This is a genomic window from Streptosporangium sp. NPDC023825 (assembly GCF_040639575.1).
In the GTDB taxonomy this organism is placed as follows: Bacteria; Actinomycetota; Actinomycetes; order Streptosporangiales; family Streptosporangiaceae; genus Streptosporangium.
On the sequence record NZ_JBFAAE010000003.1, the window covers coordinates 178385 to 200908 of the forward strand.

A 22524-nucleotide genomic window follows, 5' to 3' on the forward strand; every position below is an offset into this window, starting at 1 on the left:
CGTCATGATGTTCATGAGCAGATTCCGGTACGGCCCGCGCCTGGCGGTCCCCCTGGTGGGCCTGGCGTTGTTGGTGTCCGCCTGCGGTGGCGGCGCAATGAGTACGTCCGGCGGCGCCGCACCCGCCGCCGACGCCGGCATGGGGGCTCCCGAGGGGGAGTCCGCCGCCAGGGACGCCGCTGCGTCCCCGGCGTCCCCGGCGTCCCCGTCCGACTCCCAGAACACCGCCCAGGTGAAGGTGGTCCCGGAGGACCGGGCGATCGTCTACACCGCGGAGATGACGGTGAGGGCCAAGGAGGTCACCGCCGCGGCGGACCGGGCCCGGCAGATCGTCACCACCGCGGGCGGCTACCTGGCCAGGGAGAGGTCGGACGCCCACTCCAACGGCGAGGGCTCCGCGACGCTGGTCTTCAAGATCCCCCCGGGGAACTACCCGGGAACGCTCGACCGCCTGGGCAAGGACCTGGGCACGCGCGAGTCGCTGCAGCAGAACACCAAGGACGTCACCGAGCAGGTGGCCGACGTGGAGAGCCGGCTGAAGTCGGCCAAGGCCGCGCTCGACTCGCTGCGCACGCTGCTGAAGCGGGCCAACACCATCGGCGAGGTGCTCGACGTGGAGCGGGAGGTCTCCAACCGCGAGAGCGAGCTGGAGTCACTGCAGGCCAGGCAGAGGACCCTCGCCTCGCAGACGAGCATGGCGACGCTGACGCTGAACCTGGTCGGCCCGGCGGCGGTGGTCCAGGAGGAGGACGACGAGCCGTCCGGTTTCCTCGGCGGCCTGGAAACGGGGTGGAGCGCCTTCGTCGCCGCCGTCAAGATCGGCCTGACGCTGCTGGGCGTGCTGCTTCCCTGGCTGGTCCTGATCGGCCTGGTCTGGCTGGTGCTGGCCTTCCTGCTCCGCCTGCGCCGCGGCGGGCGGGGCGGCAGGCCGCTCGCTCCCGCGCCCGCGGACCCGGACCCCGCGCCGGTCGAGGACAGGGATGCCGGCGACGCCGACGACGGCGACGACAGGGCGGAGGACGACGACGAGGGGCCCGTCCCCATGAGCCCGCGAAGGAACGACACCCCCGGGTGAACGCCTCCGGTGAACGCCTCCGGGGTTCGGCCGCCGGGCGAACGAACCCCTGCGGCCGAACCCCGGCGAGCGTTCTCGGTGAGCGGTCCTCGATGAGCGGGACGGTCAGCGGGCCGAGGCCTCGTGGACGAAGTCGGTGAGGCGGGCCAGCTGGTCGGGATCGGTGCCGGGCAGCACTCCGTGCCCCAGGTTGAACACGTGACCCTCGATCTTGGACGCGCGGGCGAGGATGTCGCCCGCGCGGCGCTCCACGACCTCCCACGGGGCGAGCAGGATCGCCGGGTCCAGATTGCCCTGCAGCGCCTTGCCCGGGCCGACCCGCGGGGCGGCCTCGTCGAGGGGGACCCGCCAGTCGACGCCCACGACGTCGGCCCCCGCCTCGCCGAGCAGGCCGAGCAGCTCGCCGGTGCCGACGCCGAAGTGGATGCGCGGGACGTCCAGGCCGGCCAGGCCCGCGAAGATCCGGCTGGTGTAGGGGAGGACGAACTCGCGGTAGTCGTCGGGCGAGACCGCCCCCACCCAGGAGTCGAAGAGCTGGACGGCGGAGGCCCCGGCGGCGAGCTGCACGCGCAGGAAGCCCAGGGTGATCTCGGTCAGCCGGTCCATGAGGGCGTGCCACAGCTCCGGCTCGCCGTACATCATGGCCTTGGTGTGGTCGTGGTTCTTGGAGGGGCCGCCCTCGATGAGGTAGGACGCCAGCGTGAACGGCGCTCCCGCGAAACCGATCAGGGGGGTCGCGCCCAGCTCCTTCGTCAGCGCCTGGACGGCCTCGGTGACGTAGGAGACGTCGTCGGGCTCGATCGGGCGCAGCGCCCTGGCCGCCTCGGCGTCCCTGATCGGCGAGGCCACCACCGGCCCGACACCGGGCTTGATGTCGAGGTCGACGCCGATCGCCTTGAGCGGCACGACGATGTCGCTGAAGAGGATGGCCGCGTCCACGCCGTAACGGCGGACCGGCTGCATCGTGATCTCCACGACCAGCTCGGGGGTGGCGCAGGCCGTGAGCATCGGCACCCCCTCGCGGAGCGCCCGGTACTCGGGCAGCGAGCGGCCCGCCTGGCGCATGAACCACACCGGGGTGTGGGAGACGGGCCGGCGGCGGCAGGCGCGCAGGAAAGCGGAGTCGGCGGGCTCGGAAGTCACCCCACCAGGGTGCCATGCCAGGGGACCGGTCGGCTCACCAAGGCCGCCGGCCGGTGAGACCGATACGAAATCACCGACTGTTCGATGAGATTCCATCTCACACCACCCAGGCACGGCCAAGTGATGATAATGATCGCGTCTTACCGGTTTTGAGAGCTTCGTCCACTGAAATCCGATGTTGGTACGCGACAAGTGCCGTCGCGCGGAGCGAAGCGATCATGTTTCCGGGTACAGTTCCTCCCATCGGCGATCCTGGCCCGGCCCCCGGCTGGTCCAAATGTTCGCCAACTCACCGCGCGGCATCGATTCCCGCACCACTTTGGGGACACGCCGAGCACGCTGCGCGGAAATGTCGGCGCGACGTGCCAACGTCGGACCACGACCCGACGAAAGGCCCGTGCGATGTCCACCATGTGGAGTTCACCCGAACATCGCGGTGAGCACCGTGCCTCCTGCGCCCGCGGACGGGTTCCCGGACCACGACCCCGTTCCGGCGATCACGGCCGAGGCGGGCGCCCGGAACGGCCCGGAGCCGGGCGGGCCGGCGCCGGACGCGGTCGCACGCTCTTTCCTGGAGTTCCCGTCGGCGGGGTCGCCTCCGCCCTCCGCAGGCCGCCGGCAGCGGCTTGATCGGCTCCAATGGCTCCTACACATACCCCAGTGGTCCCCATGCGCTCAGTTTCGACCTACGCTTCCGATATGACCGTCGGTGACGCGCCGCCCGCTCCCGCCGCCTTCAGGCGCGCGGTGGCGAGCATGCGCCCCGCGGAGGTCAGGCCCGAGATCGAGCTGGAGGACATCCCGGCCCCGCAGCGCCTGGCCCCCTACTCGGCCGCGATCGGCGCGTCGGTGTACCGCGACGACGACGAGCTCGCCGTCGGCCGCCTCATCGTGCTCTTCGACCCCGACGGCCAGCGCGGCTGGGACGGCCAGTTCCGGCTCGTCGCCTACGTGCGGGCCGACATGGAGCCGGAGATCACCGAGGACCCGCTGCTCGGCCCCGTCGCGTGGAGCTGGCTCACCGAGTCGCTCGACGCGCACGACGCCGGCTACGCCGCCGCCGGGGGCACCGTCACCCGGGCGGTCTCCGAGGGCTTCGGCAACAAGGCCGAGGACCCGGTGACCACCGAGCTGGAGCTGCGCGCGTCCTGGTCACCGCTGCAGGAGGACCTCTCCGGCCATGTCGCCGCCTGGTGCGACCTGATGTGCCTCGCCGCGGGCATACCACCCCTGCCACCCGACGTGGCGGCGCTGCCGCCGCGCCGTCGCGAAGATCCGGAGCCCTTCAGAACGTGACCGATGAGACGACCGTAGTCCCGCTGCTGGAGCCTCGCGAGGGAATCCCACCCGTCGTCGAGGACCCGGCCGCTCTCGCACGCGTGGTGCGCGCCTTCGCCGAGGGCACCGGCCCCGTCGCCGTCGACGCCGAGCGCGCCTCCGGCTATCGCTACAGCGGCCGCGCCTACCTGGTCCAGCTGCGCCGGGCCGGCGCGGGCAGCGCCCTGATCGACCCCATCCGCTGCCCCGACCTTTCGGGGCTCGACGCGGCGCTGGCCGACGCGGAGATCGTGCTGCACGCGGCCTCCCAGGACCTGCCGTGCCTGGCCGAGGTGGGCTTCCACCCGCGCGAGCTGTTCGACACCGAGCTGGCCGGCCGGTTGCTCGGCTACGAGCGGGTCGGGCTCGGCCTGATGGTGGAGAACGTCCTCGGATTCAGGCTGGAGAAGGGCCACTCGGCCGCCGACTGGTCCACCCGCCCGCTGCCGGAGGACTGGCTGCGCTACGCCGCGCTCGACGTCGAGGTGCTGATCGAGCTCCGCGACGTCCTGTACGAGGAACTGGTCTCCAGCGGCAAGCTGGCATGGGCCCGCGAGGAGTTCGCCGCCGTGCTCGCGCACAAGGCCCCCGCCCCGCGCTCCGACCCGTGGCGGCGCACCTCGGGGATCCACAAGGTCCGCTCGCTGCGCGGGCTGGCGGTGGTACGGGAGCTGTGGACGCTCCGCGACGGGCTCGCCCGCGAGTCCGACGTCGCCCCCGGCCGGGTCCTGCCCGACTCGGCAATCGTCACGGCCGCGCTGGAGCTGCCCCGCACCACCAAGGCGCTCACCGACATCCCCCCGTTCACCGGCCGCAGCGCCCGGCGGCACCTGCGCGACTGGCTGGCCGCGATCGGCACCGCCCGCTCGCTGCCCGAGGCGGAGCTGCCGCAGCCCAGCGCTCCCGGCGACGGACCGCCGCCGGCCAACCGGTGGATGGACCGCGACCCGGTGGCCGCCCGCCGGCTGGCCGCCGCCAGGGCCGTGGTGGCCGCGCTCGCCGACGAGCACCACATGCCCGCGGAGAACCTGATCCAGCCCGACGCGGTACGCCGGCTGACCTGGGAGCCTCCCCCGGTCATCGACGACGAGGCCGTGATCGCCCGGCTGCGCGAGCTGGGCGCCCGCGAGTGGCAGATCGGGCTGACCGCCCATCCGATCGCCAAGGCGCTGCTCCGCCTGGAGATCAAGGGGCAGGCGTGAGGCCCCCGTCCTTTACAAAGTAGATCATTGATTCCGGGATCCGGGCGGGCACGGCCCGCTCCGGCCCGGGTTCCGGCCCGCTCCGGCCCAGGGTCCCCGGCCAGCGGGAACGCTCCGGCTCAGTTCCGGCAGGCCGCCGGGAGGGTCCAGGACGAGAACCGCTCCGCCTCGTCCTCCTCCGCCGCGGACGGCTCCGTCCGCACGTAGGGAACGGCGCACCACACCGTCCGGCCCAGCCCCGGGCCGTGCTCTCGGGTCCCCCAGCGCCCGCCGGAGAGCCGGTCGACGATGAGCAGGCCGCGCCCGCGCCTGGCCCCGGAAGGCAGGTCCCGCGGGATGTGCGGGGCGCGGGAGGCGGAGCCGGGATCGGAGACCTCGACGTGGACGGAGTCGAGGGTGGCGGTCAGCGTCAGGCCGATCAGGTCGCCCACCAGCCCGCGGTCGGCGTGCTCCACGGCGTTCGCCAGCAGTTCCGAGACCACCTGGACGACGTCCGGCAGCAGCACGTGGTCCGGGCCGAGGGCCTCGCGCGTCTCGCGGCGCGCCCGCCCGACCGATTCGTAGGCGCTGTCCAGAAATACCTCCGCGAGCTTTCCCGTCTCCATGCCCGAAGCCCTCCACCTGGTTTCACGAATCGCCGTCGTCACGTCCGCTCCCGCGGGAATCCCTCCAAAGGACGACTACCCTTCGTGTCCGTCTCGACACGCGCGGGTACGCGCTTCCGGGCGCTTTCCGCGCGCTTTCCACCCGGCCGGCGAAGAACCCGGGACATTCGCCCCGCGGGGCCGGCGGCGGGGCGACGACGGCACCGGAGCCGGGGCCCGGGCCGGAGCCGGGACCGGGACCGGGGCCGGGGCCGGGGCCGTCGGGCTCCGGGGGCCGACTCCCCGGATCCCCGCGCGAGGAGCTCCACGGGCACCGTCACGCGGCGGACCGGACGGCCGGGCTCGGCGATGCGGGCCAGGAGCACGTCGATCGCGGTACCGCCGATCGTCGTGGCCGGCCCGGCCGGACGATCGTGGTCAACCGGGTCGGCGGCGGTGCGGTGGCCCACACCGCCGGCGGCAACGTGGTCGCCCTCCCGGCCCAGGCGGGCACGACGTACACCATCGCGGCCCGGCGACCTCCGCCTCCGTGACCTCCGTCTCCGTCTTCCCGAGCCGTACGGCCCGACCGGTCCCACGGCGGGCGTCTCCTCCCTCCGGCCGGAGGGACGAGACGCTCAGCAGGTCGCGAGCATGCCCTGCAGGGCGCTCTTCTCCGAGCTCTGCAGCGTCAGCTTCCAGTAGTACTTCACCTGGATCCACGCCCTGGCGTAGGTGCAGTCGAAGCCTCCCAGCGGCGGCTGCCACGTCGAGGGGTCCTGGTCGCCCTTGGCCTGGTTGACGTCGTCGGTGACCGCCCACAGTTCGGGACCGCCCAGGTCGTTGGCGTAGGACTGGCGCTGCGCGCTGGTCCAGGCGTGGGCACCCGAGCGCCACGCCTCGGCGAGCGGCACCATGTGGTCGATGTCGACGTCGCTCGCGGCGGTCCAGGTGGCGCCGTCGAACGGGGAGTACCAGCTGCCGGAGGTGGGCGCGCAGCTGGAGTTGACGACCACTCCCGTACCGTCCCTCTTGAGCACCGTCTCGCGGGTGTTGCAGGCGCCGCTGATGGTGATCCAGTGGTTGAACAGCGACCGGTCGTAGGAGGACTGGTTGGTCTCCGGGGCGACGGTGAGCGTCGCCAGCCTGCCGGCGGCGGTGGCCGCCGAGGGGATGTTCGGCGGGGTCGCCGACGCCGTCCCCGTCGTCAGGGAGACGGTGAGGAGAAGTGCCGTGAGGGCAGCGGAGATCCCGGTGACGACTCGTTTCACGAGTGGCCCCTTCTGTCGCTCCACCTCGGCCAGTCGGGGGGTCTGGGCACGGCGAGAGGACGACAGACGGAAAGTCTCAACTCATGACAAATGCTGAAATGTCATGGTTTGACGACGGGTTGGGACGCGCTTGGTCGGATACTGCCTTGGTCCATGATCGGATGCGTTTGATCTGCGATGACACGGCGCGGGAAAAGGCGCGGCCTCCTCCTTTCCCCGCGAACGCGCCGTGAAGATTGGGTGAACGCCGCGATCCCCGCGAATCTCAGCCGGCCGAAAGGACCGCCTCGAGGTCGTCGGCGCCGGCCAGCGAGGCGGCCAGCCGTTCCCGCTCCGCGGCGTCCAGGGGGATCGCGCGCACGCGGGCCAGCATCTCGCCCGCCCGCTCCCGGTCGGAGAGCGCCAGGGCCATCTCCGCGCGGTAGAGGAGCGCTTCGACGAGGTCCGCGTTCGGCGCGTCCCCGGCTCGCGACAGCGCGCCGTCGAGAATCTTGGCGGCCTGCCGGTGATCGCCGTGGGAGTCGCCCATGACGACGGCGTTCTGCAGTGCCGTGGCGAGTCTGCCGGTCGGGGGTTCCTCCTGGATCGCGTCCCTGGACGAGGGGAAGATCCGGATCCAGTTCCCTCCCGGATCGACGATCGTGAACCCGGCGAGGTTGTCGGCGTTCTTCCGTTTCCTGGGCCTGGTCATCCGGGGGATCCCGGAGATCAGGAGCTTGCCGTACGCGGATCGCATGCCCTCGGCGAAGGCGCTGAAGAGAGCTCCGGTGTCGGGGACGGTGATGATGCAGGTGCCGTAGGAGTCTTCCGGGTTGAAGCCCGGCATGGCGAAGAAGTGCAGATGGATGTCCTCCCGCCGTAGGGCGAGGTACGGGTTCGGGCGAACCTGGTGATAGGTCCTGGTGAAGCCCAGCGCGGTGTAGAACTCCTCGATCTCGTCGATCGATCGGCAGGGCAGTGCCGGCACGGTCGTCTCGTTGGCCATCTCGCTCCTCCGGGTGAGCAGTAGTCAAATTTTACTACTCCTGGAGCCGAGTGTAGTGGTCACCAAGGCGAAGCGCCTCCTGGATTGTCATGCTCCGCCCGGAAACACACCCGCGTGAAAAGGCGCCGGCACGGCCCCCCTCAGGAGGCGCGCGCGTCCCTTTCCAGGCGTTCGATCAGCCCGCGGGTCCACTCGGCGCCGCTGCCGGAGAAGTGCGTCCAGAGTCGCATGATCTCGGCGATCGGCTCCCAGTCCCGGGAGTCGGCCTCGTCGGACGTCCAGTGGCGGGCGACCTCCGCCCGCCAGCCGTCGAGTGCCGCCAGCCGCTCCTTCAGCAGCGCGACCACCTCTTCCCTGGGCAGGCAGGTGAGGAAACCCACCCCGGCCGTCAGTTCGTCGATCTTCTGGTCGTGCCTGGCCAGGGCCGTGCGCAACATGTCCAGGAACGCCGCGTCACCGGCGTCGGTGAGCTCGTACTCCACGCGCGGCGGCCCGCCCGCGGCGCTCGGCGCCATCTCGTGGGCGCGCAGCAGCCCCTGCTTGGCCATCTGCCTGAGCGCGTGGTAGATCGAGCCGGGCTTGGCCGTGGACCACTCGTGCGCGCCCCAGCTCTCCAGGTCTCCGCGCACCTGGTAACCGTGCGCCCGGCCGCGTTCACGGACGGCCCCGAGCACCAGCAGCCGGATGGCCGACACCCCAGCCCCCATCTTCGAACGATCGGTGACCGGAGTTTAGCCGGTCCCGCGCCGCCGGGAGCGCGCGCCGGGAGGGCACGCCGGGAAGGCGAGGAGCGCGCGCCGTCCCCGAACCGGCCGCCGGCGCGGCCCGTCCGCCACCCCCGCGGACGCCCTCCAGCTCACCCCCCGCTTTCCCCCGGCGCTTGCAGCGGGCGGGACGGCTGCCGTACCGTGGAAAGGAAAGCGCTTTCCAATTGGAGGTCGGAGAAGATGTCCCCGCAAAGCATCGGCGTCGTGATGAACGGTGTCACGGGCCGCATGGGCTACCGCCAGCACCTGGTCCGATCGGTCCTGGCGATCAACGAGCAGGGCGGCGTGACGCTGTCGGACGGCGGGAGGGTTCTGCTCAGGCCGGTGCTGGTGGGCCGGAGCGCGGAGAAACTGGAGAGGCTGGCGAGCGCGCACGGCATCGCGGACTGGACCACCGACCTCGACACCGCCCTCGCGGACGACGCCAACCTGATCTACTTCGACGCCCAGGTCACCCAGGCCCGGGTGAAGGCCGTGCTCGCGGCGATCGAGGCGGGCAAGCACATCTACGCGGAGAAGCCGACCGCCGAGACGTACGGGGACGCGCTGGCGCTGGCCGAGGCCGCGACCTCCAGGGGCGTGAAGAACGGCGTCGTGCAGGACAAGCTCTTCCTGCCGGGCCTGCTCAAGCTCAAGCGCCTGATCGACGGCGGCTTCTTCGGCCGGATCCTGTCGGTGCGCGGCGAGTTCGGCTACTGGGTGTTCGAGGGCGACTGGCAGGACGCGCAGCGCCCGTCGTGGAACTACCGCACCGAGGACGGCGGCGGCATCGTCCTCGACATGTTCCCGCACTGGGCGTACGTGCTGGAGAACCTGTTCGGCCGGGTCACCTCGGTCTACGCCCAGGCCGTCACCCACATCCCCGAGCGGGTGGACGAGCGCGGCGAGAGCTACCGGGCCACCGCCGACGACGCCGCCTACGGGGTGTTCGAGCTGGAGGGCGGGATCATCGCGCAGATCAACTCCTCCTGGAGCGTCCGGGTGAACCGCGACGAGCTGGTGGAGTTCCAGGTGGACGGCACGCACGGCAGCGCCGTCGCGGGCCTGCGCGACTGCCGGATCCAGCACCGCGCCACCACTCCCAAGCCGGTCTGGAACCCCGACCTGCCCGCCACCGCCCGCTTCAGGGACGGCTGGCAGGAGGTGCCCGACAACGCGGAGTTCGACAACGGCTTCAAGACCCAGTGGGAGCTGTTCGTCCGCCACGTGGCCGAGGACGCGCCCTTCCCCTACGACTTCGCCTCGGGCGCGCGTGGCGTCCGCCTCGCCGAGCTGGGCCTGCGCTCCTCCGCCGAGGGCCGCCGCCTGCCGGTGGAGCCCTGATGGCCGCCCTGAGGATCGCGCTGCCCGGCGGGGAGCACACCCTGCGCGAACCGGTCACCTGGACCAGGCCCGCGGGCCAGGCGGCGAGCCGCGTCGTCTACGCCGCCGCCCACGTGGTCGCCGACCCGCTCGGCGACAACGCCCCCGGCTCCCCGGCCGCCGTCGACTGGGACGCCACCCTGCGCTTCCGGCACCACCTGTGGTCGTACGGGCTGCGGGTCGCCGACGCCATGGACACCGCGCAGCGCAACATGGGTCTCGACTGGGCGGCCACCCGCGAGCTGATCCGGCGCAGCGCCACCGAGGCGAAGGCCTTCGGCGACCCGGCGGAGCTGGTGGCCTGCGGCGCGGGCACCGACCAGGCCCCGCACGCCCGGACCCTGGACGAGGTCGTGGCGGCCTACACCGAGCAGATCGAGACCGTGCGGGACGCGGGCGCCGGGGTCATCGTGATGGCGAGCCGCCGGCTGGCCGCGATCGCGCGGGGCCCGGAGGACTACCACCGGGTCTACGGCGAGCTGTTCTCCCGGATCGACCGCCCGGTGATCCTGCACTGGCTGGGCGAGATGTTCGACCCGAACCTGGCGGGCTACTGGGGCTCGCGGGACGTGCCCGAGGCCACCGCGTCGTTCCTGTCCCTGATCCGCGACCACGCGGCGAAGGTGGACGGGGTCAAGGTCTCGCTGCTGGACGCCGAGCACGAGATCGGGCTGCGCGCGGCGCTGCCCGAGGGCGTGCGGCTCTACACCGGCGACGACTTCAACTACCCCTCGCTCATCAAGTCGGGAAGCCACGCCCTCCTGGGCATCTTCGACGCGATCGCCCCCGCCGCCGCGGCGGCCCTGGCGGAACTCGACGCCGGGGACCTCGGGCGGTACGACGAGATCATGGAGCCCACGGTCCCGCTCTCGCGGAAGATCTTCGAGGCGCCGACGTACAACTACAAGACCGGCATCGTCTTCCTGGCGTGGCTCAACGGCCACCAGGACGCCTTCGCCATGGTCAACGGCGCCCAGGCGGCCCGGTCCCTGCCCCACCTGGCCGAGGTGTTCCGCCTGGCCGACAGGGCGGGACTGCTGGCCGACCCCGAGCTGGCGGTCTCCCGGATGCGCTCGCTGCTGGCGGTGAACGGGCTGTGAGCGTGCGCGCGAGCCGGTTCTCGCTGAACCAGTGGACCACGAAGCGCTGGACGGTGGCCGAGGCCGTCGACGGGTGCGGGCGGCACGGCGTCGAGGCCATCGGCCTGTGGCGGCAGGACGTCGCCGCGCAGGGCCTGGAGCAGACCGTCAAGCTCGTCGCGGACGCCGGGCTGCGGGTGTCGTCGCTGTGCCGGGGCGGGTTCCTCACCTCCGGCGGCCCCGAGGCCCTGGACGACAACCGCAGGGCGATCGACGAGGCCGCGGCGCTGGGCGCCGCCTGCCTGGTCATGGTGGTCGGCGGCCTGCCCGGCGTGGTGCCCGGCGAGCCGCTGGGCACGATCTCCCGCGACCTGCCCGCCGCGCGGGAGCGGGTCGCCGAGGCGCTGGCCGTGCTGGCCCCGTACGCGGGCGAGCGCGGGGTGCGGCTCGCCCTCGAACCGTTGCACCCGATGTACTGCGCCGACCGGGCCGTGCTGTCCACCCTCGGCCAGGCGCTCGACCTGGCCGAGGCGCACCCCGCCGAGCAGGTGGGCGTCGTCGTCGACACCTTCCACGTGTGGTGGGACCCGCGGGTGCTGGAGGAGATCGCGAGGGCGTCGGGCCGGATCGCGAGCTACCAGGTGTGCGACTTCCTGTCGCCGCTGCCCGCCGACGTGCTGCTCGGCCGGGGGGTGATGGGCGACGGGGTGATCGACTTCGCGCCGATGACCCGGGCGGTGGCCGAGGCGGGCTACACGGGGGACGTCGAAGTGGAGATCTTCAACGCGGACGTGTGGGCCGCCGACCCCGACGGGATCCTGGCCAGGGTGAAGGCCGCCTTCGCCGAGTTCGTCGGCGGTTGACACGCGGTCCCCCGCCACGGTGTTCCGGGGGCGGGGGACCGTTCCAACACGCGGGAAAACGCGTTCGCCGGCCCCGGATTGCCGCTTCACGTTGGAGTGACGTGGCAGGTACTCGTACGGTAGGGGTATGACGACCGCAGAAAGCGAAGCCAGCCCCGCCGTACAGCGGCCGCCGGAACATGTGATGGCCGTACTGGAAGCGATCAGGGAGTGGGAGGCGGCCAACCCCGACTCGGCCCCCTCCGGCCAGGGAGAGGCGATCCTCTGGGCCCTGGGCAAGCGGGAGCAGGCGCCGATCAGCGGCCGCCCCTCCTCGGGATCCCCGCCCACCCTCGCCGAGGCACGCGCCGAGATCGACGCCGCCGAGCGGGTTCCGCGCGAGGGCCGGGTCGTGCCGGCCGACGGGGTGATCAGTACCCTGAACTGGTTGATCGGTGCCAAGGACGGGCTGCCCATCCCCGGCCGCAAGTCCTCGGAGGGCTGGGGACACCTGGTCGGCGGGCGTGGCGTGATCCTGCGCACCGAGGCCGAGATCGCCAGGGTCGCCGAGCTGGCCGCCCAGGGCCGGCCCAACGCGGCGGGCGAGTGGGAGAAGGAATGGTGCGCGGGTACCATCGCCGTGTGCGAGTGGGTTCTCGGCACGCGCAGGAAGTCCCCGGTCCGTAACACGCCCCGCCCCATCCACGGACCGACCGGCCTCAACCTCGGCATGGAGGAGAGCGCGGCCGAGGACGTGTCCCGGCAGCTCGGCCGGGGACGCCAGCACTCCCCCGGCTACGGCGACGGGGTCATCAGGACGATCCGCTGGCTGCGCGGCCAGATCATGGTCCCGCCGGTCAACGAGCAGGGAAACCCCGTTCCCGGCATGCGCTGACCCCCGCCGCTCCCCTCTCTTCTCGGCCCCCGCCTTTCCCTGCGACACGAGCGTTTCCCTGCGACACGAGCGGCCCGGACACCCGGAAGGTGTCCGGGCCGCTCGTCGCCTCCGGCCTCGTCGCCTCCGGCCTCTCGTGACGACCCCGCCGCGACCGGCCCGCCCTGACGGACTCTCGTGACGGAGACGTGTCACCCCAGGCCGCGGGTGCTCTCCCGGAGGATCACCTCGCCGGTCACGCTCTCGGCCCTGGACTCCTCGGACGGGTCGAGGGCCAGCTCCAGCGCGCGGGCGCCCATGTCGGCGAGCGGCAGCCGCACGGTGGACAGCGAGGGAACCAGGTCGCGCAGGGTGAAGATGTCGTCGAAGCCGGCCACGGAGACGTCCTCGGGAACCCGGATGCCCCGGTCCCTGAAGGCGGCCAGGGCGCCCACCGCCATCACGTCATTGACGGCGAAGACGCACGTGACCCCGGACACCTGGGTGGCCGCCGCGTAGCCGCCCTCCCGGTCGAAGGAGCCGTTCAGGACGCGCGGCGCGGGCAGGCCGAGCTCCTCCAGCGCGCCGGTGAAACCCTCCACCCTGTCCCTGGGCGCGATCAGCCAGTCCGGCCCGGCGAGGATCGCGAAGTTGCGGTGCCCCAGCCCTGCGAGGGCGCGGGCCAGCTCGGCGGCGCCCAGGCGGTTGTCCGGCACCACCGTGTCGACGCCGAGCAGGTTCTGGCCCACGCAGGCGACCCGGCCGCCGGACTCCCGGTAGTGGTCGAGTTCCGTCCGGAGCCGCCGGGTCGCCTCCGGGTCGGTGACCCGGGAGCCGACGAGCAGCACGGCGCGGACCCGCTGGGCGTTGAGCGTCGAGACGTAGGCGATCTCCCGCTGGGGGTCGCGATGGGTCGTGCCGATCATGACCATGAGCCCCTGGCTCTCGGCGACCCGCATCGCCCCGTCGGCGATCGCGGCGAAGTAGGGGTCGGTGAGGTCGTGGACGACCAGGCCGATCACGTTGCTGGCCCCCCTGGCGAGGGTCTGCGCGGCCACGTTGGTGCGGTACCCCAGCTCGGCGGCGGCCAGCTCCACCTTGGCCCGCAGAGAGGCGCCCACCTGCCGGGTGCTGCCGTTGAGCACCCGCGACGCCGTGGCGAGCGAGACGCCCGCCTGCCGGGCGACATCCTCAAGCGTGACCACCGACAACCTCCCGGAAAGCGTTTTCCAAAGTCTGCCAGGGTTACCCCCGCCCCGCATCCCGGGACACGGCCCGCGAGGTGGGACCGTAAGCCCGCACACCCTTGGGGACAACTTACCCACCTCGCGCGCGCCCGGCCGCGCCAAGCGTTGTTACTGACGAGTAGCATGGTGGGGAAGCCATCCAGCAACGAGGAGCGAACCCCGTGCCTTCGTCTCGTGACGTCGTATTCGTCGACGGTGTGCGCACACCATTCGGCAGGTCGGGCCCCAAGGGCCTGTACGCCGAGACGCGCGCCGACGACCTGGTGATCCGCGTCATCCGCGAGCTGATCCGGCGTAACCCGAATCTGCCTCCCGAGCGCGTCGACGAGGTGGCCATCGCGGCCACCACGCAGATCGGCGACCAGGGCCTGACCCTGGGCCGCTCGGCCGCGATCCTGGCCGGCCTGCCCAAGACCGTGCCCGGCTACTCGATCGACCGCATGTGCGCGGGCGCGATGACCGCGGTGACCTCGGTCGCCGGCGGCATCGCCTTCGGCGCCTACGACGTCGCCATCGCCGGCGGCGTCGAGCACATGGGCCGCCACCCCATGGGCGAGGGCGTCGACCCCAACCCCCGCTTCCTGGCCGAGCAGCTCGTGGACGGTTCCGCCCTCGTCATGGGCATGACCGCCGAGAACCTCCACGACCGCTACCCCTCCATCACCAAGGACCGCGCGGACGCCTTCGCCCTCGCCTCCCAGGAGAAGGTCGCCAAGGCGTACGCCGACGGCAGGATCCAGCCGGACCTGGTCCCGACGGCGATCAGGTCCGCGGAGAAGGGCTGGGGGCTGGCCACCGCCGACGAGGCGCCCCGCCCGGGCACCACGCTGGAGGGCCTCGCCGGGCTGAAGACCCCGTTCCGCCCGCACGGCCGGGTCACCGCGGGCAACGCCTCCGGCATCAACGACGGCGCCACCGGCTGTGTCGTGGCCGCCGCCGACGTCGCGGAGGAGCTCGGCCTGGCGCCGAAGATGCGCCTGGTCTCGTACGCCTTCGCGGGCGTGGACCCCGAGGTGATGGGCGTCGGGCCGATCCCGTCCACCGAGCGGGCGCTGCGCCTGGCCGGGCTCTCCATCTCCGACATGGGGCTGTTCGAGATCAACGAGGCGTTCGCCGTGCAGGTGCTGGCGTTCCTGGAGCACTTCGGCATCGCCGACGACGACCCCCGGGTCAACCCCTACGGGGGCGCCATCGCCTTCGGCCACCCGCTGGCCTCCTCCGGGGTGCGCCTGATGACGCAGCTCGCCCGCGAGTTCGGCGAGCGCCCCGACGTCCGCTACGGCGTGACCACGATGTGCGTGGGCCTGGGCATGGGCGGAACGGTCATCTGGGAGAACCTCGGCTGGGAGGGCGAGAAGTGACGGACATCGAGACGGGCACCACGGCGGGCGGCACGGCCGGCGGCACGGACATCACCGGGCTCTTCGCCGACGAGGTCGTCACCCGGGCGGCCGTCCGCGACGTGGAGCTGCCGTACGGGGCGGGCGTCATGGCCCTGATCACGCTGGACAACGGCTTCGACCACACCAAGCCGTCGACGTTCGGCCCCGGCGGGCTGACCTCGCTGGGCGAGGCCCTGGACGCGGTCGCCGGGCGAAGCGACCTGGCGGCGGTGGGCGTCGTCGGCAAGCCGTTCGTCTTCGCCGTCGGCGCCGACCTCAAGGGCGCCGCGCTGGTCACCGGGCGGGAGCAGGCGCTGCGGATCGGCAAGCTGGGGCACGACGTGTTCCGCCGCCTCGGCGAGCTGGACGTGCCCTCGTTCGCCTTCGTCAACGGCGCGGCGATGGGCGGCGGCCTGGAGGTCGCGCTGCACTGCACGTACCGGACCATCTCCTCCGGGGTTCCCGCCGTGGCGCTGCCCGAGTGCTTCCTCGGCCTGGTCCCCGGCTGGGGCGGCACCCAGCTGCTGCCCCGCCTGATCGGCCCGGCCGCGGCCGTCAAGCTGATCGTCGAGAACCCGCTCTCGCAGAACCGCATGATCAAGGGCAGGGAGGCGTTCGCGCTCGGTGTCGCCGACGCGATGTTCGAGCCCGCCGACTTCCTGGAGGAGTCGCTGCGCTGGGCCGCCCAGGTGCTGCGCGGCGACGTGACGGTCTCCCGTACCGACCACACCGGGGACGACTGGGCCAAGACGGTCGCCGACGCGCGTTTCCTGCTCGACATGAGGCTGCACGGCGCCTCTCCGGCCCCCTACCGGGCGCTGGAGCTGGTCGAGCTGGCCCGCACCGCCTCGCGTGACGAGGGCTTCGACGCCGAGGACCAGGCTCTGGCCGACCTCCTCATGGGCGACGAGCTCCGCGCCGGCCTGTACTCCTTCGACCTGGTCCAGCGGCGGGCCAAGAAGCCCGCGGGCGCCCCCGACAAGGCGCTCGCCCGCAAGGTGACCAAGGTCGGCGTCGTCGGCGCGGGCCTGATGGCCTCGCAGATGGCGCTGCTGTTCGCCCGCCGCCTGGAGGTACCGGTCGTGCTGACCGACCTGGACCAGGCCCGGCTGGACAAGGGCGTGGGCTACGTCCACGCCGAGGTGGACAAGCTGCTCGGCAAGGGGCGCGTGTCCGCCGACCAGGCCAACCGGCTCAAGGCCCTGGTGACCGGCTCGCTGACCAAGGACGCGTTCGCCGACGCCGACTTCGTCATCGAGGCCGTGTTCGAGGACATGAAGGTCAAGCGGAAGGTGTTCGCCGAGGTGGAGGAGGTCGTCTCCGCCGAGTGCGTGCTGGCCACGAACACCTCCTCGCTGTCGCTGACCGAGATGGCCTCGGGGCTGCGCCATCCGGAGCGCGTGGTGGGCTTCCACTTCTTCAACCCGGTCGCGGTGATGCCGCTGCTGGAGATCGTGCGGGGGGCACAGACCGACGACGCGACGCTCGCCACGGCCTTCTCCGTCGGGCGGTCGCTGAAGAAGTCGTCGGTGCTGGTCAAGGACGCGCCCGCGTTCGTGGTCAACCGCCTGCTGACGCGCTTCATGGGCGAGGTCATCGGCGCCGTCGACGAGGGCACCCCTCTGGAGGTCGCCGACCACGCGCTGGACGGGCTCGGCCTGCCGATGACCCCGTTCGCGCTGATGCAGCTCGTCGGCCCCGCCGTGGCGCTGCACGTCGCCGAGACGATGCACGAGGCCTTCCCGGCCCGCTACGGGGTGTCGGAGAACCTCGCCCGGCTGGTCGCGGCGGGCAAGCCGGGCGTCTACGCGCCGGACTTCTCGCTGGACCCCGAGGCGGTGGCCCTCTTCACCGGCGGCACCTCCCCGTCGACGGCGGAGGAGGTGCGGCTGCGGGCGCTGCGGGCGCTGGCCGAGGAGATCCGCCTCATGCTCCAGGAGGGCGTGGTCTCCGCCCCCCAGGACATCGACCTGTGCATGATCCTCGGCGCGGGCTGGCCGTTCCACCTGGGCGGCGTCACCCCCTACCTCGACCGGACGGGCATCGCCGAGCCGCGCTTCCTGCCTCCGGGCGTGGCCTCGGTTCCCGCCTGACGTCTTCTCCGTACGGCTCCCCCGCCCTTTCGCTGCGGGGGAGCCGTACGGCGTTCACCGGGAGTGCTCCGACAGCCTGCTGTGCCGGTAGCCGTACCCGAAGTAGATCAGGACCCCCAGCAGCATCCACGCCACGAACCTGAGCCAGGTCTCCACCGGGAGGTTGAGCATCAGGTAGAGGCAGGCGAGCACCGACAGGACCGGCACCAGCGGCACCAGCGGGGTGCGGAAGGAACGCGGCAGGTCGGGACGGGTGCGGCGGAGGATGATCACCGCGATCGAGACCACCACGAACGCGAAGAGCGTGCCGATGTTGACCAGCTCGGCGATGGTGGACAGCGGCACCAGCCCGGCCAGGGCCGCGACGACGACGCCCATCATGACGGTGATGAGGTACGGAGTCCGGTATCTGGGGTGCACCTTGGCCAGCCCGCGCGGCAGCAGGTTGTCGCGGCACATGGCGAACATCACCCGCGACATGCCCATCATGAGGATCATCACGACCGTCGTCAGGCCGGCCAGGGCGCCGATGCTGATCAGCGACGCGGCCCAGGTCTGGCCGACCGCCTTGAACGCGTCGGCGAGCGGTGCCGCCTCGCTGAGCTGACCGTAGGGCTGCATGCCCACGACGACGAGGGAGACCGCGACGTAGAGCACCGTGCAGATGCCGAGCGAGGCCAGGATGCCGATGGGCAGGTCCCGCTGCGGGTTGCGCGTCTCCTCGGCGGCGGTGGCGACCACGTCGAAGCCGATGTAGGCGAAGAACACGATGGCCGCGGCGCTGAAGATGCCCAGCACCCCGAACGCGACCGGGGTGATCCCGAACAGCACCTGGATCAGCGGCGCGGACAGACCCTCCACCGCGGGGGTCGGCTTCGACGGCGGGATGAACGGGGAGAAGTTGGCGGCCCTGACGAAGAACAGCCCGGCCACGACGACCAGCAGGATGACCGCGAGCTTGATCGTGACGATGACCAGGTTGAACCGGGACGACAGCTTGATCCCGACGACCAGGACCGCGGTGAGGATCAGCACGATCAGCGCGGCGGGCAGGTTGAACGCCGCCCCCTCCCCCGCGATCGCGCCGGGCAGTGTTATGCCCAGGGACGCCAGCAGCGAGGTCAGGTATCCCGACCAGCCGACCGCGACGACCGCGGCGCCGAGCATCATCTCCAGCATCAGGTCCCAGCCGATGATCCAGGCGGGGAACTCGCCGAGGGTGGCGAAGGCGAAGGTGTAGGCGGACCCGGCCGCGGGGACGGTGGAGGCGAACTCGGCGTAGCACAGCGCCGCCAGCGCGCAGACGATGCCCGCGACCACGAAGGACAGGGCGACCGCGGGCCCGGCCATCTCCCTGGCGACCCGGCCGGTGAGCACGAAGATGCCGGTGCCGATGACGACGCCGATGCCGAAGACTGTGAGATCCAGCGCGCTGAGATCCTTGCGCAGCCGGTGTTCCGGTGCCTCGGTATCCGAGATCGACTGTTCCACCGACTTGACGCGCAAGACACTCATGGTCCCTCCTCGACCGTCGGCAGCGTGTTTCAGATCACATGCCCAACGGAGGGTCCGCCGAACGGAGAACTCCTGGGTTGTTCGAGGGAACGGTGAACTCGGGGTTGTTTGGGGGGAGGTCCCCGATGCCGCCCGCCGCCCACGGCCGCGATCCTGGGGTCATGCTCCTGGACATGCTGCAGTCGTCGTCTCCTTACCTGGTCGGTTCGGTACTCCTCGCGGTGCTGGCGTTCGCCGGATCGCTGATCCCCGGTGTCGCGGCGATCCTCGTGGCGGGGGCGACGCTGACGGATCCCCGGGGCGTCGCGGTGGTGGCGCTCGCCGGGTGCGCCGGGTGCGTTCTGTACGCGACCGGCGGCTGGCTCGTCGGCCGCCGGTACGGGGCGCGGCTGCGCCACGGCGGGGCCGGGCGCCGGATCGGCGAGCGGCGCTGGTCGCGGGCCGAACGGCTGGCCACGGCGACGGGCGCGGGAAGCGGCCCGGCGCTGGCGGCGGCCCTCTTCCTGCCTGTCGTCGGCTCGCTCACCCCGATCGCCGCCGGGGCGTCGAGCGTGCCGTACCCGCGCCTCGTCCGCAGGGCCCTGGCGGGCGGCGCGGTCTGGGTGAGCGTCTACCTGTCGCTGGGCGCCCTGACGGGCGAGGCCCTGCGCCAGAACCAGCACCTGCTGGTACCGATCTTCGCGTGCGTGGCCGTCGTGGTCGCGGGCCTTCTCGTGATCAACCACCGTGCCCGCCCGCCCCGGGAGGGGACGGGCACGGGCGACGCCGTCAGCGGGTCGGGTGGTTCTCCAGGACCGGGGAGCGCTTCGCGATCGCCTCGGTGATCTGGCGGGCGATGTCCTGCGAGGTCAGGCCGATCTCGCCGAGGATCTTCGGGCGCTTGGCGTGGTCGAGGAAGCGCTGCGGGATGCCGTAGGTGCGGATCGGGACGTCCACGTCGGCGTCGCGCAGCATGCGGGCCACCGCGTCGCCGACCGCGCCCACCCGGCCGTTGTCCTCGACCACCACGACCAGCTTGTGGGCGCGGGCGGCCGGCACCAAGGCCTCGTCCAGGGGCTTGACCCAGCGCGGGTCCACCACCGTGGCGGAGATGCCCTGGGCGTCGAGCAGGTCGGCGGCCTCCAGGCACAGCCCGGCCATCGGCCCCACGGCCACGAGCAGCACGTCGGGATCGCCCGCGCGCAGCACGTCCATCTCGCCGAGACGGCCGACCGCCTCGATCTCGGCGGTCACCGCTCCCTTGGGGTAGCGCAGGACGGTCGGGCCGTCGTCGATCTCCACGGCCTCGGCCAGCAGCTCGCGCAGGCGGGGCTCGTCGCGGGGGACGGCCACCGACAGGCCGGGGACGACCTGCAGGATCGACAGGTCCCACATGCCGTTGTGGCTGGCGCCGTCGTCACCGGTGACGCCCGCCCGGTCGAGCACGACCGTGACGGGGAGCCGGTGCAGGGCGACGTCCATCAGGAGCTGGTCGAAGGCGCGGTTGAGGAAGGTGGCGTAGACGGCCACCACCGGGTGCAGGCCGCCGAGCGCCAGACCGGCGGCGCTGGTCAGGGCGTGCTGCTCGGCGATGCCGACGTCGTAGAGGCGGTCGGGGTAGGCCTCGGAGAACGGGATCAGGCCGGTGGGGCCGAGCATCGCTGCGGTGATCGCCACGATGTCGCGCCGCTCGGCGCCCAGGCGCACCATCTCCTGGCCGAAGACGTTGGTCCAGCCGTGCGGCTTCGGCTTCTCCTCACCGGTCAGCGGGTCGAAGACGCCCGGCGAGTGGAAGCAGTCCTCGTCGTGGTTCTCCGCCGGGGAGTAGCCGAAGCCCTTCTTGGTGAGCACGTGCACGATGACCGGGCGGCGGAAGTCGCGGGCCCTGCGCAGCGCGGACTCCACGGCCTGCTCGTCGTGGCCGTCGACCAGCCCGATGTACTTCAGGCCGAGGTCCTCGAACATGACCTGCGGGGCCAGGACGTCCTTGAGGCCCTTCTTGACGCCGTGCAGGGCGTCGTAGACGGGGGCGCCGACCACCGGGACCTTGGTCAGGTTGCCCTTGACGAAGTCGAGCACGTCCTCGTAGCGCTGGTTCGTGCGCAGGGAGGCCAGGTGGGAGGCGAGCCCGCCGATGGTCGGCGAGTAGGAGCGGCCGTTGTCGTTGACCACGATGATCAGCGGCAGGTCCTTGCGCGCCGCGATGTTGTTGAGCGCCTCCCAGGCCATGCCGCCGGTGAGCGCCCCGTCCCCGATCACCGCGACGACCGTGCGGCCGGCCTCGCCCTTCAGCCGGTACGCCTTGGCCAGGCCGTCGGCGTACGACAGCGCGGTCGAGGCGTGGGAGTTCTCGATGATGTCGTGCTCGGACTCGGTCTGGCTCGGGTAACCCGACAGGCCGCCCTCCTGGCGGAGCGTGTCGAACTGCCCGGCCCGGCCGGTGAGCATCTTGTGGACGTAGGCCTGGTGGCCGGTGTCCCACAGGATGGGGTCGCGTGGCGAGTCGAAGACCCGGTGCATCGCGATCGTCAGCTCGACGACGCCGAGGTTGGGGCCGAGGTGGCCGCCGCTGCGGGCGGTGGAGGAGATCAGGAGCTCCCTGATCTCGGCGGCGAGGACCGGTAGCTCGTCCACCGCCAAGCGCTTGAGGTCTCCTGGCCCCTTGACCGACTCCAGAAGATTTCCAGGCTGCCCGGTCCGCTCGCTCACGGAATCATCCTCTCTGTCCAGTCAACGTCACGACGAGTCTAGTTGCGATGAAGGACGCAACCCCCGGGAGCGGCGATTCTGCACGTTTTATCCACACTTGCAATAACCTTTGCCCCACCATGAAAACTCTCCCCTATAGGCAACTGTCATCTCTTGTTGCCGCCTCGTTGACGTTTGCCCTGGTGACGGGTCTGAGCCCAGTCAGCGCGTCCGCCTCGCGGACCGTCGCGCCCTCCGCCTCGCAGCAGGTCGCGCCGGTCACCGGGACGACGCCGGGTACGGCCACCTCCCCCGGCTCCGCGGCCTCCGCCGGGGAGCAGGCACCCCCGCGCGGCCGGGCCGCCGCGACGGCCAGTCCTCTTTACCGCACCGGCACCCTGCCCACCATGCGCTGCCAGGCCGGACAGATCCGCGCGGGGAGCGCGGCCTCCTACCGGACCTTCGTCACCAAGCTCATCCGCTGCCTGAACCTTGCCTGGAAGACCCAGTTCAGGAAGACCAACCTGCCCTTCTCCCACCCGAAGCTGCGTTTCTCCACCGTCAAGGTGACCACCCCCTGCGGCCGGTGGCCCACCAGCGCCGGGGGAATGTACTGCTCCAGCAACCGCACCATCTACATCGGTGTCACGCGGGAGGTCCTGAAGAACGCCTTCGTGGCCAACCACGCCCAGTTCATCGCCCACGAGTACGGCCACCACGTGCAGCACCTCGCGGGCATCATCGCCTACTACAGCAACAGCATCTGGCGCGCCTCCGCGTCCACCAAGCTGGCCTTCTCCCGCCGCCTCGAACTGCAGGCCGACTGCCTGGCCTCCGCCTTCCTGCGCCAGGCCGCCGACGACCTGCCGCTCGAGGAGGCTCAGTGGGAGGCGATGGTCAGCTGGGTCAGCGTCAACGGGCACAAGAACTGGCCCAAGAACGACCACGGCAAGGGCCGCAGCCAGGCCTACTGGATGGAGCGCGGCTTCAACGCGGGCTCCCCGTCCGGCTGCAACACCTGGACGGCCCCGACCGGCCGGGTCGCCTGAGCCTCCCGACCCGTCGCCCGACCTCCGGCACGCCTCACGCCGCCTGACTTCCGGCACGCCTCACGCCGCC

At 71.9% G+C, this 22524-nt stretch carries 19 protein-coding genes; 11 read left to right on the plus strand and 8 right to left on the minus strand.

What is annotated here, in order from left to right:
• Window positions 1–13 precede the first annotated feature (13 nt).
• Window positions 14–1075: a DUF4349 domain-containing protein gene (locus AB0G15_RS04065; protein ID WP_362835102.1), complete on the plus strand. Its 1062-nt coding sequence runs from the start codon at window positions 14–16 to the stop codon at window positions 1073–1075.
• Window positions 1076–1180: 105 nt separating this feature from the next.
• On the opposite strand, the gene hemE is transcribed toward AB0G15_RS04065, so the two are convergent.
• Window positions 1181–2218, minus strand: a complete 1038-nt coding sequence (hemE, locus tag AB0G15_RS04070) for a uroporphyrinogen decarboxylase (protein WP_362835104.1) — start codon at window positions 2216–2218, stop codon at window positions 1181–1183.
• Window positions 2219–2917: 699 nt separating this feature from the next.
• On the opposite strand from hemE, the gene AB0G15_RS04075 reads away from it, so the two are divergent.
• Together AB0G15_RS04075 and AB0G15_RS04080 are read left to right on the plus strand one after the other, a co-directional pair.
• A complete protein-coding gene (locus AB0G15_RS04075) occupies window positions 2918–3514 on the plus strand; it encodes a DUF3000 domain-containing protein (RefSeq protein ID WP_362681124.1) in 597 nt (198 codons plus the stop codon).
• Complete coding sequence (locus AB0G15_RS04080; RefSeq protein ID WP_362835106.1) at window positions 3511–4737, plus strand: ribonuclease D; 1227 nt, start codon at window positions 3511–3513, stop codon at window positions 4735–4737. The genes AB0G15_RS04075 and AB0G15_RS04080 overlap by 4 nt, the downstream gene beginning before the upstream one ends.
• A gap of 119 nt (window positions 4738–4856) precedes the next feature.
• On the opposite strand, the gene AB0G15_RS04085 is transcribed toward AB0G15_RS04080, so the two are convergent.
• The 4 genes from AB0G15_RS04085 to AB0G15_RS04100 all read right to left on the minus strand — a co-directional run bounded on the left by AB0G15_RS04085 (window position 4857) and on the right by AB0G15_RS04100 (window position 8284).
• Window positions 4857–5342: an ATP-binding protein gene (locus tag AB0G15_RS04085; RefSeq protein WP_362835108.1), complete on the minus strand. Its 486-nt coding sequence runs from the start codon at window positions 5340–5342 to the stop codon at window positions 4857–4859.
• A 617-nt stretch (window positions 5343–5959) separates the two neighbouring features.
• Window positions 5960–6592: an HNH endonuclease family protein gene (locus AB0G15_RS04090; protein WP_362835110.1), complete on the minus strand. Its 633-nt coding sequence runs from the start codon at window positions 6590–6592 to the stop codon at window positions 5960–5962.
• A gap of 265 nt (window positions 6593–6857) precedes the next feature.
• Window positions 6858–7577, minus strand: a complete 720-nt coding sequence (locus tag AB0G15_RS04095; protein ID WP_362835112.1) for a VOC family protein — start codon at window positions 7575–7577, stop codon at window positions 6858–6860.
• 140 nt (window positions 7578–7717) lie between these two features.
• Window positions 7718–8284 (minus strand): PadR family transcriptional regulator, encoded by a 567-nt coding sequence (locus AB0G15_RS04100; RefSeq protein ID WP_362835114.1) that lies wholly within the window; start codon window positions 8282–8284, stop codon window positions 7718–7720.
• Window positions 8285–8524: 240 nt separating this feature from the next.
• Here AB0G15_RS04100 and AB0G15_RS04105 point away from each other — a divergent pair, with 240 nt between their 5' ends.
• The 4 genes from AB0G15_RS04105 (at window position 8525) to AB0G15_RS04120 (ending at window position 12522) form a co-directional block, all read left to right on the plus strand.
• Window positions 8525–9667, plus strand: a complete 1143-nt coding sequence (locus tag AB0G15_RS04105; RefSeq protein WP_362835116.1) for a Gfo/Idh/MocA family oxidoreductase — start codon at window positions 8525–8527, stop codon at window positions 9665–9667.
• Between the two features lie 8 nt (window positions 9668–9675).
• Window positions 9676–10806 (plus strand): dihydrodipicolinate synthase family protein, encoded by a 1131-nt coding sequence (locus tag AB0G15_RS04110; RefSeq protein ID WP_362835316.1) that lies wholly within the window; start codon window positions 9676–9678, stop codon window positions 10804–10806.
• On the plus strand, window positions 10803–11648 hold the full coding sequence (locus tag AB0G15_RS04115; RefSeq protein WP_362835118.1) for a sugar phosphate isomerase/epimerase: 846 nt from the start codon (window positions 10803–10805) through the stop codon (window positions 11646–11648). Before AB0G15_RS04110 ends, AB0G15_RS04115 begins: the two co-directional genes overlap by 4 nt.
• 127 nt (window positions 11649–11775) lie before the next feature.
• Entirely contained in the window at window positions 11776–12522 is a 747-nt protein-coding gene (locus AB0G15_RS04120; RefSeq protein ID WP_362835120.1) for a hypothetical protein, read from the plus strand.
• Between the two features lie 191 nt (window positions 12523–12713).
• On the opposite strand, the gene AB0G15_RS04125 is transcribed toward AB0G15_RS04120, so the two are convergent.
• Window positions 12714–13706 carry a LacI family DNA-binding transcriptional regulator gene (locus AB0G15_RS04125; protein ID WP_362835122.1) on the minus strand — a complete coding sequence of 331 codons (993 nt, stop codon included), beginning with the start codon at window positions 13704–13706 and terminating at the stop codon, window positions 12714–12716.
• 203 nt (window positions 13707–13909) lie between these two features.
• Between AB0G15_RS04125 and AB0G15_RS04130 the strand changes: the two genes are divergently transcribed.
• Window positions 13910–15109, plus strand: a complete 1200-nt coding sequence (locus AB0G15_RS04130) for a thiolase family protein (protein WP_362681159.1) — start codon at window positions 13910–13912, stop codon at window positions 15107–15109.
• A 50-nt stretch (window positions 15110–15159) separates the two neighbouring features.
• On the plus strand, window positions 15160–17223 hold the full coding sequence (locus AB0G15_RS04135; protein WP_362835318.1) for a 3-hydroxyacyl-CoA dehydrogenase NAD-binding domain-containing protein: 2064 nt from the start codon (window positions 15160–15162) through the stop codon (window positions 17221–17223).
• A 54-nt stretch (window positions 17224–17277) separates the two neighbouring features.
• On the opposite strand, the gene AB0G15_RS04140 is transcribed toward AB0G15_RS04135, so the two are convergent.
• Window positions 17278–18738, minus strand: a complete 1461-nt coding sequence (locus AB0G15_RS04140; protein WP_362835124.1) for an amino acid permease — start codon at window positions 18736–18738, stop codon at window positions 17278–17280.
• A gap of 161 nt (window positions 18739–18899) precedes the next feature.
• On the opposite strand from AB0G15_RS04140, the gene AB0G15_RS04145 reads away from it, so the two are divergent.
• Window positions 18900–19562 (plus strand): VTT domain-containing protein, encoded by a 663-nt coding sequence (locus AB0G15_RS04145; RefSeq protein WP_362835126.1) that lies wholly within the window; start codon window positions 18900–18902, stop codon window positions 19560–19562.
• On the opposite strand, the gene dxs is transcribed toward AB0G15_RS04145, so the two are convergent.
• The gene (gene dxs / locus AB0G15_RS04150) at window positions 19507–21426 is read right to left on the minus strand and encodes a 1-deoxy-D-xylulose-5-phosphate synthase (protein ID WP_362835128.1); all 1920 of its coding nucleotides are present in this window, start codon (window positions 21424–21426) and stop codon (window positions 19507–19509) included. The two genes, AB0G15_RS04145 and dxs, sit on opposite strands and share 56 nt — an antisense overlap.
• 182 nt (window positions 21427–21608) lie before the next feature.
• Here dxs and AB0G15_RS04155 point away from each other — a divergent pair, with 182 nt between their 5' ends.
• Window positions 21609–22454 (plus strand): neutral zinc metallopeptidase, encoded by an 846-nt coding sequence (locus AB0G15_RS04155; RefSeq protein WP_362835130.1) that lies wholly within the window; start codon window positions 21609–21611, stop codon window positions 22452–22454.
• Window positions 22455–22524: the final 70 nt, after the last annotated feature.

Bases quoted from the DNA above. Each gene is read 5' to 3' on its own strand.
- AB0G15_RS04065 (WP_362835102.1), top strand. From the start codon at position 14: ATGAGCAGATTCCGGTACGGCCCGCGCCTGGCGGTCCCCCTGGTGGGC.
- AB0G15_RS04075 (WP_362681124.1), top strand. From the start codon at position 2,918: ATGACCGTCGGTGACGCGCCGCCCGCTCCCGCCGCCTTCAGGCGCGCG.
- AB0G15_RS04085 (WP_362835108.1), bottom strand. From the start codon at position 5,342: ATGGAGACGGGAAAGCTCGCGGAGGTATTTCTGGACAGCGCCTACGAA.
- AB0G15_RS04095 (WP_362835112.1), bottom strand. From the start codon at position 7,577: ATGGCCAACGAGACGACCGTGCCGGCACTGCCCTGCCGATCGATCGAC.
- AB0G15_RS04100 (WP_362835114.1), bottom strand. From the start codon at position 8,284: ATGGGGGCTGGGGTGTCGGCCATCCGGCTGCTGGTGCTCGGGGCCGTC.
- AB0G15_RS04105 (WP_362835116.1), top strand. From the start codon at position 8,525: ATGTCCCCGCAAAGCATCGGCGTCGTGATGAACGGTGTCACGGGCCGC.
- AB0G15_RS04120 (WP_362835120.1), top strand. From the start codon at position 11,776: ATGACGACCGCAGAAAGCGAAGCCAGCCCCGCCGTACAGCGGCCGCCG.
- AB0G15_RS04140 (WP_362835124.1), bottom strand. From the start codon at position 18,738: ATGAGTGTCTTGCGCGTCAAGTCGGTGGAACAGTCGATCTCGGATACC.
- AB0G15_RS04145 (WP_362835126.1), top strand. From the start codon at position 18,900: ATGCTCCTGGACATGCTGCAGTCGTCGTCTCCTTACCTGGTCGGTTCG.